14 protein-coding genes are annotated in these 17258 nt (G+C 38.1%); 13 read left to right on the top strand and 1 reads right to left on the bottom strand.

The genetic code is table 11. The features are described 5' to 3' along the window. Nucleotides 1-105: 105 nt before the first annotated feature. Nucleotides 106-915 carry a Cof-type HAD-IIB family hydrolase gene (locus OCF95_RS00520; RefSeq protein WP_000593590.1) on the bottom strand — a complete coding sequence of 270 codons (810 nt, stop codon included), beginning with the start codon at nucleotides 913-915 and terminating at the stop codon, nucleotides 106-108. Between the two features lie 144 nt (nucleotides 916-1059). On the opposite strand from OCF95_RS00520, the gene OCF95_RS00515 reads away from it, so the two are divergent. The 13 genes from OCF95_RS00515 (at nucleotide 1060) to OCF95_RS00455 (ending at nucleotide 17258) form a co-directional block, all read left to right on the top strand. Beyond that, nucleotides 1060-1521, top strand: coding sequence for a MarR family winged helix-turn-helix transcriptional regulator (locus OCF95_RS00515; protein ID WP_000049667.1), 462 nt, complete (start codon nucleotides 1060-1062; stop codon nucleotides 1519-1521). Then, entirely contained in the window at nucleotides 1514-1933 is a 420-nt protein-coding gene (locus OCF95_RS00510) for an EVE domain-containing protein (RefSeq protein ID WP_001138487.1), read from the top strand. Before OCF95_RS00515 ends, OCF95_RS00510 begins: the two co-directional genes overlap by 8 nt. A gap of 106 nt (nucleotides 1934-2039) precedes the next feature. Beyond that, nucleotides 2040-5315 carry an ATP-dependent nuclease subunit B gene (gene rexB / locus OCF95_RS00505; protein WP_261104601.1) on the top strand — a complete coding sequence of 1092 codons (3276 nt, stop codon included), beginning with the start codon at nucleotides 2040-2042 and terminating at the stop codon, nucleotides 5313-5315. Beyond that, the gene (gene addA, locus OCF95_RS00500) at nucleotides 5312-8962 is read left to right on the top strand and encodes a helicase-exonuclease AddAB subunit AddA (protein ID WP_261104599.1); all 3651 of its coding nucleotides are present in this window, start codon (nucleotides 5312-5314) and stop codon (nucleotides 8960-8962) included. The genes rexB and addA overlap by 4 nt, the downstream gene beginning before the upstream one ends. A 17-nt stretch (nucleotides 8963-8979) precedes the next feature. Then, nucleotides 8980-10158: a hypothetical protein gene (locus tag OCF95_RS00495; RefSeq protein WP_261104596.1), complete on the top strand. Its 1179-nt coding sequence runs from the start codon at nucleotides 8980-8982 to the stop codon at nucleotides 10156-10158. A gap of 581 nt (nucleotides 10159-10739) precedes the next feature. Continuing rightward, nucleotides 10740-11318: a sugar transferase gene (locus tag OCF95_RS00490; protein WP_261104595.1), complete on the top strand. Its 579-nt coding sequence runs from the start codon at nucleotides 10740-10742 to the stop codon at nucleotides 11316-11318. Between the two features lie 30 nt (nucleotides 11319-11348). Then, nucleotides 11349-12041 (top strand): YveK family protein, encoded by a 693-nt coding sequence (locus OCF95_RS00485; protein WP_261104594.1) that lies wholly within the window; start codon nucleotides 11349-11351, stop codon nucleotides 12039-12041. Nucleotide 12042: 1 nt separating this feature from the next. Further along, nucleotides 12043-12696 carry a CpsD/CapB family tyrosine-protein kinase gene (locus OCF95_RS00480; RefSeq protein WP_261104593.1) on the top strand — a complete coding sequence of 218 codons (654 nt, stop codon included), beginning with the start codon at nucleotides 12043-12045 and terminating at the stop codon, nucleotides 12694-12696. 29 nt (nucleotides 12697-12725) lie between these two features. After that, nucleotides 12726-13826 (top strand): EpsG family protein, encoded by a 1101-nt coding sequence (locus OCF95_RS00475; RefSeq protein WP_261104592.1) that lies wholly within the window; start codon nucleotides 12726-12728, stop codon nucleotides 13824-13826. 16 nt (nucleotides 13827-13842) lie between these two features. Next, nucleotides 13843-14676, top strand: coding sequence for a glycosyltransferase (locus tag OCF95_RS00470; RefSeq protein WP_261104591.1), 834 nt, complete (start codon nucleotides 13843-13845; stop codon nucleotides 14674-14676). Further along, entirely contained in the window at nucleotides 14673-15071 is a 399-nt protein-coding gene (gene tagD / locus OCF95_RS00465; RefSeq protein WP_261008723.1) for a glycerol-3-phosphate cytidylyltransferase, read from the top strand. The genes OCF95_RS00470 and tagD overlap by 4 nt, the downstream gene beginning before the upstream one ends. 1 nt (nucleotide 15072) lies before the next feature. After that, entirely contained in the window at nucleotides 15073-16152 is a 1080-nt protein-coding gene (locus OCF95_RS00460) for a glycosyltransferase (RefSeq protein WP_261013563.1), read from the top strand. Then, a complete protein-coding gene (locus tag OCF95_RS00455) occupies nucleotides 16149-17258 on the top strand; it encodes a CDP-glycerol glycerophosphotransferase family protein (protein WP_084887932.1) in 1110 nt (369 codons plus the stop codon). Before OCF95_RS00460 ends, OCF95_RS00455 begins: the two co-directional genes overlap by 4 nt.

The raw sequence follows: 17258 nt of genomic DNA, 5'->3' as shown, positions 1-17258 counted from the left end.
ATAAAGCATAGAAATCAAAGAAAGCTCAAGCATTTCTAAAGAGTTTCTAAAGTTTTAGGAATTCTTAAATATCAAAACCCAGTTGGCATGAACTGGGCTTCTTAATTATAAAATATATTTCTCAATGGCACGCGCAACGCCGTCTTCTTCGTTGCTGGCTGTAACGGCATCCGCAAGAGATTTGACATAATCGCTGGCATTTCCCATTGCAATGCCAAGTCCTGCAAACTGGAGCATTTCGATATCATTATTAGCATCGCCCATGGCCATGATTTCTGAGGAATCAATCTTCAAAATATCTGCTAGTCGAGAAAGAGCAGTAGCCTTTGTCGTACCAAGTGGCATAGCTTCATAAATGACAGGCTGTGAACGAACTCCACTAAATCGTTGACAGAGTTCCCCAGCAAAACGCTTCTCAAAATCGTCCGTTTGGCTCTCTGTCCCCAAAAACATCCCTTGGAACATACGGTACTTGCCACTAGTCGCTTCCTCAAGAGAAATTTCAGTCAAATCTGAAAAGACTAAGTTGGCATCATTTTGGATGACTTGATTGGGCTTGCCACCGAGGACAAAATAATGTTCCTCATCAAAAAGAGTCAACTGAACATCACTTTTTTCAGCTAGGTCATAGAGGTATTCGATGTCTGCTGGACTAAGTTCTTGCCAGTCAACTAGTCCCCAGTCACTTGTCTGGTGAGTTGAACAACCGTTGTTAACAATGACATACTCATTCTGGAGGTCAAGCCCCAGTTTTTTGTAGTAGGGGAGGACACCGAAAAGCGGGCGACCCGTACAGAGAACAAGTTTGACACCTTTTTCAATAGCTTGGTGAATAGCAGTAATGTGAGCTTGTGGGATTTCCTTGGCTTCATTGAGGAGAGTTCCGTCCATATCCAAGGCTAGTAGTTTAATCATAAGACTTCCTTCTTTATCTTTTGGTATTATTATAGCATATAGACTATGAAATGTCTGACAGAATAGTAACATTCGACTTTCTTTTTCTTGAAAAAGAAAATAAAATCTTATATAATATGTACACTTAATATTTAAGGAGAAATAATGTCAAAGTATCACTTTAATTCAATTTACAAAAATGATGAAACAGAGTCTACAGGTCTTCTTTTCATCAAAGTCTACAACAAGTGGGAAAGCAATTTGAAAAGAGTCTTGAAATCAGTTGGCCTCACTTTGCCCCAATTTATCGTTTTAACTTCGCTCTTGTTTTTGTCTAATAGAGAGGAATATGTAACGCAAGTTGATATCGCTCGGTTCACTGGTATGGATGTCATGACGGTTTCCCAGATTGTTAGACTACTGGAGAAGAAAGACTACATTAGACGCGATCAACACCCAAAGGATAGTCGGGCAAAACTTGTCTCAGTGACGAATTCTGGTGCGGAGAAGGTCAATCAAGCTTTACCTTTAGTAGAAGGTGTTGATGAAGAATTTTTTGAAAAACTATCTAACGATAGAGAAGTTTTTAATCGCTTTTTAGTAGAGTTGGAGGATAAAAATGCCTAGATATTGGGTCGGAGTTGTTTCAAAGAACCATGTTTTAAGAGGAGTTGAGGGAAATTTTTGTCAGGTCTGTCATGGAAAGGGCGGCCCCTTAAATCGTATGAAAAAAGGTGACTATCTTTTATACTATAGTCCAAAATACGATATGAATGGTCAAGATAAGTTACAGGCTTTTGTGGCCGTAGGTAAAATTATAGATGACAAAGCCTATCAAGTAGAGCAATTTGAAGGATTCTTTCCCTTTAGACGAAATGTCGAGTATTATCTACCAGTCAAAGATTGTTCCATAGAAATAGCTAGACAGCATCTTGAATGGAGAGACTATACTTCTCGACTTCGTTATGGACATTTTGAAGTTTCTAAAGACTTTTTCCTCTATATCTTTCATCATATGAAAGTGGATGATGAAGTATGATTGATTTGCTAGTTAAATGATTATCAACAAGAATTTTGGATTTGGACTGTGAAGCGAACTTTGCTATAATAGAGTAAGAAACTTTGATAAACCAAACGAGGCTGAGATGAAATTACTTTATACTGATATTCGGACTTCTTTGACAGAAATCCTAACCAGAGAGGCGGAGGAGCTAGTTGCCGCGGGTAAGCGGGTCTTCTACATTGCCCCCAACTCTCTTTCTTTTGAAAAGGAACGCGCCGTGCTGGAATGCTTGTCCCAGCAGGCTTCTTTTGCGATTACCGTCACGCGATTTGCTCAAATGGCTCGTTACCTGGTCTTGAATGACTTGCCAGCTAAGACCAGTCTTGATGATATCGGTCTTGGTATGGCCTTTTACAAGTGCCTTGCCGAACTCGATCCTAAGGACTTACGTGTTTATGGTGCGATTAAGCAGGATCCTCAGTTTATCCAGCAGTTGATTGAGCTTTATCACGAGATGACGACTGCTCAGATGAGTTTTTTAGACTTGGAAAGTTTGACGGATGAGGACAAGCGAGCAGATTTACTCTTGATTTTTGAGAAAGTAACCGCCTATCTCAATCAAGGCCAGTTGGCTCAGGGCAGTCAGTTGTCCCATTTGATTGAGGCTATTGAGAATGACAAGGTAAGTAGTGATTTTACTCAAATTGCCCTTGTCATTGATGGATTTACCCGTTTTTCTGCCGAGGAAGAGCGAATTGTGGAATTACTTCATGGCAAGGGTGTTGAGATTGTCATCGGGGCTTATGCGAGCAAGAAAGCCTATACTAGCCCTTTTAGCGAGGGCAATCTCTACCAAGCCAGTGTGGAGTTTCTCCATCATCTAGCCTCTAAATACCAAACACCTGCTCAGGATTATTCTCAAACTCATGAGAAGATTGATAGTTTTGACAAGGCCTCTCGTTTGCTAGAGTCTTCTTATGACTTCTCAGACCTCACTTTGGAGATCGATGAGAAGGACCGCGAAAATCTGCAAATCTGGTCTTGTTTGACGCAAAAAGAAGAGTTGGAATTGGTAGCCCGTAGCATTCGTCAGAAATTACACGAGAACTCAAATCTGAGTTACAAGCATTTTCGTATTCTCTTGGGAGATGTAGCTTCTTATCAATTATCGCTGAAAACCATTTTTGACCAGTATCAGATTCCTTTCTATCTTGGTAGAAGCGAATCCATGGCGCATCATCCCTTGACACAGTTTGTTGAGTCTATTTTGGCTTTAAAACGTTATCGTTTCCGTCAGGAAGATTTGATTAATATCCTCAGAACAGGTTTGTATACCGACCTTAGACAAGCTGATATTGATGCTTTTGAGCAATATATCCGCTATCTTGGTATCAATGGCTTGCCAGCCTTTCAGCAAACCTTTACCAAATCCCACCATGGAAAATTTAATCTGGAACGTTTAAATGCTCTTCGTCTGCGTATTTTAACACCTCTTGAGACTCTTTTTGCAAGCCGAAAACAGAAGGCTGAAAATCTCTTGCAAAAGTGGAACTCTTTTCTAAAAGAAGGAGCTGTGACCAAGCAGTTACAAGATTTGACAGCCACTATGGAAGCTGTAGAACAGGAAAGACAAGCCGAAGTTTGGAAGGCTTTCTGTCATGTTTTAGAACAATTTGCGACCGTTTTTGCTGGTTCACAGGTTAGTCTAGAAGACTTCCTAGCCTTGCTCCATTCTGGGATGAGTCTATCTCAGTATCGCACCATTCCAGCAACAGTGGACACCGTTCTGGTGCAGAGTTACGATTTGATTGCGCCCTTAACGGCTGACTTTGTCTATGCCATTGGGCTAACTCAGGACAATTTACCAAAAATCGCGCAGAATACCAGCCTTTTGACAGATGAAGAAAGGCAAAACCTAAACCAAACGACTGAAGAGGGAGCGCAATTACTGATTGCCAGCAGTGAAAACCTCAAGAAAAATCGCTATACTATGCTTTCCTTGGTCAATTCTGCTCGTAAGCAGTTGGTCTTGTCGGCTCCAAGCCTTTTTAACGAAAGTGAAAGTAAGGAATCTGCCTATCTTCAAGAGTTGGTGAGTTTTGGATTTAGCCGAAGAGAAAAGAGGATGAATCACAAAGGGCTGTCTAAGGAGGATATGGGGTCCTATCACAGTCTTTTGTCCAGTCTGGTTGCCTATCACCAGCAGGGCGAGATGAGTGAGACTGAGCAAGATTTGACCTTTGTTAAGGTTCTGGCGCGTGTCATAGGTAAAAAACTAGACCAGCAAGGTTTGGAAAATCCAGCCCTCCCAAGCAGCCCGAGTAGCAAGCCCTTAGCCAAGGATACCTTACAAGCTCTCTATCCTGCTGAACAGGAATTTTACCTTTCTACCTCTGGTTTGACAGAGTTTTACCGGAACCAATACAGTTATTTTCTTCGCTACGTTTTAGGCTTGCAAGAAGAATTACGCCTGCGTCCTGATGCCCGCAGTCACGGAAATTTCTTGCACCGCATTTTTGAACGCGCCTTGCAGTTGCCTGACGAAGATTCCTTTGACAACCGTCTAGAACAAGCTATTCAAGAAACCAGTCAGGAACGCGAATTTGAGGCTATTTATCAAGAAAGTTTAGAAGCCCAGTTTACCAAGGAAGTTCTACTTGATGTAGCTCGCACAACTGGACATATTCTCCGACACAATCCAGCCATCGAAACCATCAAAGAAGAAGCAAATTTTGGTGGAAAAGAGCAGGCTTTTATTCAATTGGACAATGGACGCAGTGTCTTTGTACGAGGAAAGGTTGACCGGATTGACCGTTTGAAAGCTGATGGAGCGATCGGAGTAGTAGACTACAAATCCAGTCTGACTCAGTTCCAGTTTCCTCATTTCTTTAATGGGCTCAATTCCCAGTTGCCAACCTATCTAGCTGCGTTAAAAAGAGAAGGGGAGCAGAACTTTTTTGGTGCCATGTACTTGGAAATGGCTGAGCCCGTCCAATCTCTGATGGCCGTTAAAAGTCTGGCTGGTGCAGTGGTAGAAGCCAGCAAGTCTATGAAATACCAAGGCCTCTTTTTAGAAAAAGAAAGCAGTCATTTGGGCGATTTTTACAATAAAAACAAGGCCAATCAGCTGACGGATGAGGAATTTCAGCTCCTACTGGACTACAATGCCCAACTTTACAAGAAAGCAGCTGAGAAGATTTTAGAAGGTCAGTTCGCCATTAACCCTTATACTGAAAATGGCAGAAGTATTGCACCGTATGTTCAGCAACATCAAGCCATCACAGGCTTTGAAGCCAATTACCACTTAGGCCAAGCCCGTTTTCTAGAAAAGTTGGACTTAACTGATGGCAAGCGTCTAGTCGGAGAAAAACTTAAGCAAGCATGGTTTGAAAAAATAAGAGAGGAGTTGAATCGATGAAGCCTATTCCCTTTTTAACTGAGGAGGAAATTCAAAAACTGCAAGATGCAGAAGCAAATTCGAGCAAGGAACAAAAGAAAACTGCCGAGCAAATCGAAGCCATCTACACTTCTGGGCAAAATATCCTTGTCTCAGCGTCTGCTGGTTCTGGAAAGACCTTTGTCATGGCAGAGCGTATTCTGGATCAGTTAGCTCGTGGTGTCGAAATTTCTCAGCTCTTCATCTCAACCTTTACCGTTAAGGCAGCAACTGAGCTTAAGGAACGTTTGGAGAAAAACATCAGCCAACAAATCCAAGAAAGTAGTGATGTTGACCTCAAACAACACTTGGGCCGGCAGTTGGCAAACCTACCCAACGCGGCTATTGGTACCATGGACTCATTTACACAAAAGTTCCTTGGCAAACACGGTTATCTAATTGACATTGCGCCTAATTTCCGTATTTTACAAAATCAAAGCGAGCAACTCATTCTAAAAAATGAAGTTTTCCATGAGGTCTTTGAAGCCCATTACCAAGGGAAACAGAAAGAAAAGTTTAGTCATTTGCTGAAAAACTTTGCTGGACGTGGGAAAGATGAACGGGGGCTGCGCCAGCAAGTTTACAAAATTTATGACTTCCTCCAATCCACCAGCAATCCTCAAAAGTGGCTGAGTGAATCTTTCTTAAAAGGCTTTGAAAAAGCTGATTTTACCAGTGAAAAAGAAAAACTGACTGATCAAATCAAACAATCACTTTGGGACTTGGAAAGCTTTTTCCGTTATCATCTGGATAATGATGCCAAGGAGTTTCCAAAGGCTGCTTATTTAGAAAATGTTCAGTTGATTCTGGATGAAATTGGCTCCTTAAATCAAGAGTCCGATAGTCAGGCTTATCAAGCAGTGCTTGCGCGTGTTGTCGCAATTTCGAAAGAGAAAAATGGTCGGGCTCTGACAAATGCCAGTCGCAAGGCTGATTTGAAACCACTGGTCGATGCCTACAATGAAGAGAGAAAGACCCAGTTTGCTAAATTAGGACAACTGTCAGACCAGATAACCATTCTCGACTATCAAGAACGTTATCATGGAGACACTTGGGAGCTAGCTAAAACCTTCCAGTCTTTCATGAGTGATTTTGTGGAAGCTTATCGTGAACGCAAACGCCAGGAAAATGCCTTTGAATTCGCTGATATCAGCCATTATACAATTGAGATTTTAGAGAATTTTCCGCAAGTCCGTGAGGCTTATCAGGAGCGCTTCCATGAAGTCATGGTCGATGAGTATCAGGATACCAACCATATTCAAGAACGGATGCTAGAATTGCTGTCTAATGGCCACAATCGCTTTATGGTGGGAGATATCAAGCAGTCTATCTATCGTTTCCGTCAGGCAGATCCCCAGATTTTCAATGAAAAATTCCAACGCTATGCGCAGAATCCTAAAGAGGGTAAATTAATTCTCCTCAAGGAAAATTTCCGTAGCAGTTCAGAAGTGCTGTCAGCAACCAATGATGTCTTTGAACGTCTCATGGACCAAGAGGTCGGAGAAATCAACTATGATAACATGCACCAGCTTGTTTTTGCCAATACCAAACTGACTCCAAATCCTGACAACAAGGCAGAATTTCTCCTCTACGACAAGGACGACACAGGTGAGGAAGAAGAGAGCCAAGCAGAAACGAAACTCACTGGTGAGATGCGCTTAGTCATCAAGGAGATCCTGAAACTTCATCAGGAAAGAGGTGTTGCCTTTAAAGAAATTGCCCTTTTGACCTCTAGTCGTAGTCGTAATGATCAAATTCTACTTGCCCTGTCTGAGTACGGAATTCCTGTCAAAACTGACGGAGAACAAAACAATTATCTCCAATCCCTAGAAGTGCAAGTCATGCTAGACACCCTTCGTGTCATTCACAATCCCCTGCAAGACTACGCCTTGGTTGCCCTTATGAAGTCTCCTATGTTTGGATTTGATGAGGACGAGTTAGCACGTTTATCTCTTCAGAAAGCGGAGGATAAAGTCCAAGAAAATCTCTATGAGAAACTAGTAAATGCTCAAAAACTGGCAAGCAGCAAAAAAGGATTGATTCACACGGCCCTAGCTGAGAAACTAAACCAATTCATGGATATCTTGGCTTCATGGCGCTTGTATGCCAAAACCCACTCCCTCTATGACCTGATTTGGAAGATTTACAATGACCGATTTTATTATGATTATGTAGGAGCTTTGCCAAATGGTCCTGCTAGACAGGCCAATCTCTATGCCCTAGCTTTGAGAGCAGATCAATTTGAAAAGAGCAATTTCAAGGGGTTGTCTCGTTTTATTGGTATGATTAACCAAGTCTTGGAAGCCCAGCACGATCTTGCAAGCGTGGCCGTCGCACCGCCCAAAGATGCAGTAGAGCTCATGACCATCCATAAGAGTAAAGGTTTAGAGTTTCCTTATGTCTTTATCCTCAATATGGACCAAGATTTCAACAAGCAAGACTCGATGTCAGAAGTCATTCTCAGTCGTCAGAATGGTCTTGGGGTCAAATATATCGCCAAGATGGAGACAGGAGCAGTAGAAGCCCACTATCCTAAAACCATCAAACTCTCCATTCCTAGTCTGACCTATAGACAGAACGAAGAGGAATTACAGCTGGCAAGCTATTCAGAGCAGATGCGTCTGCTGTATGTTGCCATGACACGGGCTGAGAAAAAGCTCTATCTTGTCGGTAAAGGTTCTCGTGAAAAACTGGAAGCCAAGGAATACCCAGCAGCTAAAAATGGAAAACTAAATATCAACACTAGACTTCAAGCAAGGAATTTCCAAGATTGGATGTGGGCTATCAGTAAAGTATTTGCCAAGGATCATCTCAACTTTAGCTATCGTTTTGTTGGTGAAGAGCAGCTGACTAGAGAAGCTATTGGTCAGTTGGAAAACAAAAGCCCTCTCCAAGATAGCTCCCAAACAAACAATCGCCAGTCAGAAACCATCAAAGAAGCTCTTGAAATGCTGAAAGAAGTGGAAGTATATAATACTCTTCACCGCGCAGCTATTGAATTGCCAAGTGTTCAAACCCCAAGTCAAATTAAAAAATTCTACGAACCAGTTATGGATATGGAAGGTGTTGAGATTGCTGGTCAAGTCCCGTCAGTAGACAAGAAAATTAGCTTTGATTTGCCGGATTTTTCAACCAAGGAAAAGGTAACAGGAGCTGAGATTGGTAGTGCTACCCACGAACTCATGCAGAGAATTGACCTCAGTCAGCGACCAACCCTTGCTAGCCTGACAGAAACTCTCAAACAAGTTCAAACAAGCCAAACTGTCAAAGACAAGATCAATCTTGCTAAAATCCTTGCATTCTTTGACACAGAACTCGGTCAGGAAATTCTCGCTAATACCAACCATCTTTATCGCGAGCAACCTTTCTCCATGCTCAAACGAGACCACCAGAGTCAGGAAGACTTCGTTGTCCGTGGAATCTTGGATGGCTATCTACTTTATGAGGATAGAATCGTTCTGTTCGACTACAAGACAGACCGCTATGACGAGCCAAGTCAACTCATAGACCGCTATCGTGGTCAATTAGCCCTTTATGGAGAGGCTTTATCACGAGCCTATTCGATTGAAAATATTGAGAAATACTTGATTTTACTCGGTAAAGACGAGGTTCAAGTTGTAAAAGTATAATCTAGAAAGGAGACCTCATGACACTTCCAGTTAGAAAATCCCTGCACGATGCGGTTTTACAGTCTTCAAAAGCCGATACTTGGGAACAAGCTACCAAGGAATGGAATGAAGTTTCCTTGATTTTTAACGGTATCGGCCGTAGTAATTGTGTCTGTGGGAATGCCATCAAATACGCTTATGAACTCTTTAACGGTGTCACAGGCCAACGCCTCTTTCCAATCGGTAGCGACTGTGTTCGTCATTTTCATCGATTGTCCCTTGACCAGCAATTGGAAGAGGAAGAAAAACTACTCAAAAAGGTTGAAAATCTTACCAGAAAAGCCCAGAAAAAGGAAAAAATCAAGGTCAATAAAAGTGACTTTGACGAGCGACTTCTAAAATGGCTCTGGGAAAAAGGTGTTTTCAAACCCAATCGCGGTAATCAATTTGCACCTGAGAGAGACTACCAGCTTTTCCTAGAAGTCTTTCAAGGAGGAAGTTGGACCAAGGCAGAACCCAAGAAGAAAGCTCGTATGGAGGAAGTTCTTGAAAAATGTATCAAACCCTTTTTACTTGGAAAACCGGATGATCAACTCTACCTTGTCAAGCTAGGAAAGGAGAAAATTGACTACGAACAAGAACTCCGTATCCAAGCAGAGAAAGAGCGCAAGAAGAGGGATAAAATCGCCAAGCAATATGCAGACAATCTGGTCCTAGCCATGGGACCAGCAGAGCGTGCCTACCAAGATTATTTTGGCTTTACAGAAACCCTAACTCAAGAAGAACGCAAGTGGGAGAAAATTCTTTTTGGTAAAAATCGAACAGAACGGGCTATTAAGGCCAAGCAATACCAAAAAGAGTTGGAAAAAGATCAACGAATTGCGAGTCAGGATCCAATTGAAAGAAAGCAGAAGCAGACCTGGCTCCTCAATTCCTATTTTCGTGAGCTTCCTGAAGAAAAAGCCCGATTTTCTAGGCTCTTATTAGAACATCGAAAAAGTGGTGAAGTACCCTTTTCAACCCAATACCTGTCAGATCATCTCATCGACTTTTTCTATAAAATGAAAGCTTTTGAATTTGAGATCTCACCAGAACAAGTCCGAGATTTTCTAAAAGAAAGCCTACAGGCAGAACATCTATCCTCAGCCCAAGAAAGCTGGATAGAAGGAATTCTCCTCAACTGCCTCAAACCATTTTTAGAACGATTATTGATATAAGTAACACCTACCGTGGGAATGCCATGGTAGGTGTTGTTTTTTAAATAGTCAGTATCATTCTCTACAGATTTAATAGAAAAAAGAATTTACTTATGCATATATTTTTTATTATGCTGGATAACTTTTAAAATCTTATGAGAGTTTAAATTATGACTAGCTTAATTTAAGGTTTCGTAGTATAATTACATTAGGAAAAAACTGTATAAACCAATATTTATAAGTTGTTCGAAATACATATATCAACGTTAAGTTATTTATTACAGCAACTAAAACTATATTATATAAGGAAGTATGACATGATTGGTATCCATTCTCACATTATTTTTGGTGTAGATGATGGACCAAGCACAAAAGTTATTTGTAGTAAATCCTAAGTTGATAATATCGAACAAAAATACTAAAAAAACAATTATTGTTTAATTTTTCCAGTTTCATTTTGAGATTTCTATCATTTTATGGTATACTAAAATCCAATTTATACATAACAATTATATATATAATTATCCTGTATTTTTAACTCAAGTTAATATATATATATATAAATACACACTAATATATGTGTATTGTTCAGGAGGAAGATTATGATGTATAGAAAATTTAAGAGAATGATCGGTCTTCTGATTTCTATATTATTATTGATTTTAATAATCCCCATTTGTCTCATTGCTTGCTTTTTTATTGTTCTAGAATCAAGTGGCAATCCCATTTACGTACAAGAACGAGTTGGATTGAATGGACGAAAATTTATGATGTATAAACTCCGTTCCATGTATCTAGATGCAGAGAAGAATGGGCATCAATGGGCGATTAAGAACGATCATCGGATTACCAAAGTTGGGAAATTTATTCGAAGAACCCGAATTGATGAATTTCCACAAATCATTAATATCATTAAAGGGGAGATGTCTTTTATAGGTCCTCGGCCGGAAAGACCAGAATTTGTTAGTGAATTTTTAAACTATATTCCAGATTTTAATGATCGTTTGGCCATTCCTCCAGGAATTACAGGCTGGGCACAAGTCAATGGTGGTTACGATTTAACTCCGTATGAAAAATTAAAATATGACAAGTACTATATTGAACATGAATGTTTTCAATTGGATTCACTTATTTTATTTAAAACTATTAAAGTGATTTTTACCGGACATGGTTCTAGATAAGTAAGATGCAAAAGTAAGTTGGGGAAAAATATGACAATTTTCAATAAAAACATCAATAGGATTTTTACTTTGATCAAGAGTAAATTTCTATTTCTAATCCTTTTTACATTAATAGGAACTGCAACAGTTGGATTATATACTGTTTTTATCATCTCACCTGTTTATAGTCTTCAATCCAAGCTCATAATGAAAAATGCTTCAGGTCAAAACACTGATGCGCAGACAATTGAAGCTCTCAATCTCTTTCAAAGACAAACTAAAACTTATCTAGAAATAGCAGATTTACCTCCTGTTAAAGAAGAGACGAACAAAGCTTTAGACTTGTCACCAGATGAAATTTCAAAAATCAAATCGGTTAGATTAACAAATGACTCAGGTTCTCAGCTAGTCACAGTAACCGTAAGGGCCCTAGATAGAGATTTAGCTGATCGTTACATAAAAGAGTATGTCATTCAGTATAAAAAATTTACAGCAGATCGATTGGGACGGGATAACTTATCAGTTGTCACGGAAGCACTGGGTAGTAATTCTCCAGTTTATCCCGTTCTATGGAAGAATCTTCTTGTATCTATTCTAGTATTTTCTTTTGTAGGATTTAATGTTATTTTCATCAAATATGTATTGAGTGATTCGATTGATTCTTACGAAGACTTGGAAGAGTTAGTGGGAACACCTGTTCTCGGGATGATTCCGACTATAGAGAGAAAGAGAAAAGGTGAGTGACATGCATATCGAAGTTATTCATAACAGTAAATCCATCGTAGCTGAGTCCTTTAGAACTTTAAGGAGTAATCTTCAGTTCTCAGAATTCGGTAAAAATATCAAATTGATTGTCATAACAAGTGCCAATCCTAACGAAGGAAAGAGTGAAGTCAGTATCAATCTTGCTGCCTCATTGGCTCAACAAGGCAAAAAAGTGATTATCATAGACGCAGATATGCGTAAACCAACCCAACATAAATTAACAGAGGTAAGTAATACCGAGGGTCTCAGCACCTTCTTATTAAAAAGATCTGGTGTAGATTCCATTAATCATCTAACGATAAATGATGTGAATTTAGATGTACTGACCTCAGGGCCTGTTCCGCCTAATCCATCTGAGATGTTAGCCAGTTCTTCTATGGAAGAAACACTAAGAGCATTTGAAGATTTTTATGACTATGTCATTATCGATACACCTCCCTTGCTGGCAGCAACGGATGCTCAAGTTTTAGCCAGTATTGCTGATGCCACCCTTCTGGTAGTAGACATCAAGAACTCAAAACGGCGTCAAGTGGTAGAAGCAAAACGACGATTAGATCACGTAGGAGCTAGATTACTCGGAGTTGTAATGAATAAAATAGATTCACATAAAGACACCTATTATTACTATTATTAACTAACTATTTGAAAGGCAGGGGAGGAAAAATGACAATCTATCTTTTAATGTTCGTCTATATCTCTTTCCTGGCCTTTTTCTCATTAAAATATGAGGATAAAGAACAAGAGTTAAAATTTCTTGTTTTTCCAACTTTTTTATTTTTTATAATAATTGCAGGTTTTCGTACTTCTAGTGTAGGAGGAGATTTAGGAACCTATATCCATATTTTTGAATCAAATGACTTACAACTTCCGGATTTATCAAATCTATTTCGTTCTCGATTTGAAATTGGTTATTTAGTAAGTAATATTTTTCTAAGAAACTTCAGTTCTCACTATACATTTTTATTGTTTGCCTATGCCTTTATAACCTTATTTTTCTGGTTTTTTGTTCTTTATAAGCATTCTAAAAATGTTTACATGAGTTTATTGATTTACCTCAGCTCATTAGGACTCTTTTTTTATTCCTTATCAAATATTAGACAAGGTCTAGCAATCGCTTTAAGTTTTTTAGGATTTCACTACTTAGTAAAAAACAAGAAGATTTTAGCATCAATATTCATCTTATTAACTCCCTTATTTCATACATCTGGTATCGTCTGCCTCTTGTTTTTCCCCCTTAAAAAAATCGTTTTAAACAAAAGAGCATACCAGTTTGTGTTCATTTTATTTCTTATCATCTTTCCTTTTATCAAACAAATTGCCACTACCTTTATTTCTTTCTTTCCTCAGTATACTTCCTATCTGGAATCATCATGGTTTTTAGAAAGCAATAAATGGGCACCCGTATTTTTAACAATTTGGTATGGTATAGTTCTGCTTTTGGGAGAACTAGTGATTAGAAAGAAAAAATTATCTACTGAAGAAGAATATATAAGAAGTCTATTCTTTATCACCTTTTTACTAACCGCGTCAACTTTGCAAACAAGCCTTTTTGGTAGATTCGCACACTACTTTACCCCCTTTATTTGCCTATATATCCCCATGATTTTATCTAAAATAGGTGAAAAAAAAGTTCAGTGGATTTTATTTTATTTGGTGATATTGGTTTATGCTGCAATCTTTCTAGTCATTGTTTATTTTAAAGCTGACTGGTACCATGTCGTTCCCTACCGTTCGGTTATTGTAGATTGGTTATTTGGAAATTAGGTTTAGGAGTTATAAAATGAAATTTTCAGTTTTAACGACAGTATATAAAAAAGAAACTCCTACAAATTTAAGGAAAAGTTTATTAAGCTCTTATCAACAAACCCTTAAACCAGCAGAAATCATTTTAGTTTGTGATGGCGAATTGACTGAAGAGTTAGAAATAGAAATTCAAAAGTTGCAGAGAGAAATCCCTGTTTTAAATGTTTTCCATTTACCTGAAAATTTAGGCTCAGGACCAGCCTCTCTCTTTGGAGTCAATCAATGCCAAACAGAATTCATCGCTAGAATGGACAGTGATGATTATTCTCTAGAAACGAGGTTTGAAAAGCAAGCAGCAGCCTTTGAAAAAAATCCCAATCTCATCATGGTTGGTTCCAATATCCTAGAAAAAAATACAGAGTTTACCGCCTTAAAGAAAGTACCAGAAACTACAGCCGAAATTCGTCAATATTCGAAAATGAGAAATCCCTTTAATAATCCATCGAGTATGATGAAAAAAAAATATATCTTGAAGGCTGGTAATTATCGTAAGTTCCGCTATCTAGAGGATTATGACCTCACAATGAGATTGTTACACGATAATCCAACTAAGGATTTTTTGAATATTCAGGAACCTTTGGTTGTCATGCAGACAAACGATTCTAGCTATCTGCGTAGAGGCGGTTTCTTGTATGTAAAGACGGACTTTATGCTCCAATTAGATTTTTATCGTAGAAGAGACATTAGTCTAGCAGAATTTCTTAGAAATATTTTCCTTCGTAATGCGGTTCGAATTCTTCCGAATTCAGTTAGGAAATGGGTCTATAGGAAAAAAATGAGAGAAGATGTAGAGGTGGTTAGGAAGATATGAAGAGAGTCATTACATACGGAACATTTGATTTATTGCATTACGGTCATATTAATCTTTTAAAAAGGGCAAAATCCTTGGGAGATTATCTCATTGTCGGGCTTTCTACCAATGAATTTAATAGACTAGAAAAAAATAAAGAATGTTATTTTGATTACGAAGAAAGAAAATCTCTATTAGAGGCTATCAGATATGTGGATCTCGTCATACCAGAAGAAAATTGGGATCAAAAAACCTCAGACATAGAAAAGTATCATGCTGATGTGTTTGTTATTGGAGATGATTGGCAGGGAAAATTTGATTATCTAAGTGATATGGGGATAGAGGTTGTTTACCTATCACGAACAAAAGAAATTTCAACCTCTAAAATAAAGAATGATTTGAATCAAGGGAACTAGGATGAAATATCAGGTCATACATGTAACAGGTGGTGTAAGGAATACCATGAGTGGGGTACAAAGTTTTATCAAAAATCATATCCCAAATAATGATCAAGAGTTTGAATATCTTGTAGGCGAATCAAATGGCGACTCTCATTTCCCATTTAATCACTACCTAGATGAAAAAGAAATTAAACGAATTGTATTTCCTGCCCTAAAGATTTCTAAACTATTTGCCTATGCGAGAGAGTGCCGACAATTTTATGAAAGGAATAAGATTGACATTCTCCATGTCCATAATCCTATAACCGCTTTTATACATAATTACTATGCTCGAAAAAATGGTGTCCCAGTTAGGATTTACCACAATCATAGTAGCCAATTTTCAGATACTTGGTTGAAAAGTATTCGCAATCGATTTTTGGTCTTTTTGGCTTTGAAAAATGCGACCCATCGTGTCTCTTGTGGCCAATTAGCTGGACTGAAGATATTTGGAAAGAAATCCTTTCAAATCCTTCCAAATGCAATTGACATCGATAAGTATCGCTTTTCTCCGACTTTTCGAGAAGAGATTCGCAAAGAGTTTCATATAGCTGAACATCAAAAAGTAGTAGGGATGATTGGTATTTTAAATCCTTTCAAGAATCAGAGTTTTTTGATTGAAGTTGCTAAAGAATTACCTGACGTTACCTTTGTCTTTGTTGGTGAAGGTCCAGATCGTGCCATTTTAGAAGAGAAAAGTAAGGAAGTGAAGAATATCATCTTTACAGGAAAAAGAGAAGATGTTCATAAGTTTTATTCAGCCTTTGATATCTTTGCCTTTCCTTCTTTGTATGAAGGTTTCCCAATCGTGCTGGTAGAGGCTCAGTGTTCTGGAGTCGATATTCTCATGAATGAAACGATTGATCCAACAACTCAGATCGTTAGTGAACTTTGCACAGCCATGCCTCTAGATAAGGCTAAATGGGTAAACTACATAAAAAAGGCGCCTATCAAGAAGAAACAACGACAGCTAAATGAACACCTAAAGCAGTTTGATATTGAAGAAAATGTTCAAAATTTAAAAGAAATTTATAAGCAAGGTTTAAAAAGAGAATGATCAACTATTTAAAACCCTTACTGTTCAAAGTAAGTGATTTTACTTATAAAATAAATAAAATGATTCCCAAGAAAAGGAACAGAATTGTTCTCTATTCTAATTGGGGGTTCAGAGATAATCTTAGAACACTTTATCACTATTTAGTGGATAATGACTATCAGGAAACATATGAGATCGTTTGTGCTTCAAATGATTTTTATCATTTAGAAAAAGAGAATGATATAAAGTATGTTTCAATTTATCGAGGTTTCTTTTATTTTTTAACATCTAAATATTTTTTCTATTCTTTTGGCAAGTATCCTGTAAAGCCTGCTTCAAAGCAGATGGTTGTCAACTTGTGGCATGGAATGCCCTTGAAAAAAATTGGCAATCTTGAAGTTGGCATGGAAAAGATTGACTATAATTTCTTTACAAAATTAGTCTCTTCTTCAGATTTATTTACTCCAATTATGAAAGCAGCCTTTAATGCTAAAGACGAGCAGATGCTTCTTGTTGGTAATATTCGAAATGATGAACTCTTTAAAGAGAAAGAAGAGAAGAAAATTATCTGGATGCCAACCTACCGTAATTCTAAAAACTATCATGATAGCCAAGCAGCATTGATTTTTTCATTAGAAGAAGAGGATTTTAAAAACATTGAAGAACTACTCTCAAACTATGGCTATCAACTTTATATTAAACTCCATCCTCTTGAGGAATCTCAGTTTAAATTTGAAATGAATGCTTCGACGATTCATCTATTGACAGAAGATATCATTAGTGAGCAATATGGGACTTTATATACCTTTTTAGGAACAACCAGTGCATTGATTACAGATTATTCTTCAGTATTTTTAGATTATTATTTATTAAATAGGCCAGTTGCATTTACGATTAATGATTATGAGGAATACAAGGAAAAAAGAGGCTTTGTGTTTGAAGATGTGAAGAGTTTAATGGTGGGAAGTGTCATTCGTGATTCGCATGACTTATTAGACTTTCTAGAGAATGTCATGAAATCTGAAGATCCTTATATTGACGAACGAAAAAAAGTCAATAACAAGGTAAATGCCATTCAAAAAGATTTTACAAAGACACTTTTGGATGAAATTGGATTAAGGAAATAA

Source organism: Streptococcus mitis (assembly GCF_946188615.1).
GTDB lineage: Bacteria > Bacillota > Bacilli > Lactobacillales > Streptococcaceae > Streptococcus > Streptococcus mitis_BZ.
The sequence above is the reverse complement of the archived record's forward strand: the minus strand, read 5'-3'. Positions and strand labels throughout refer to the sequence as shown.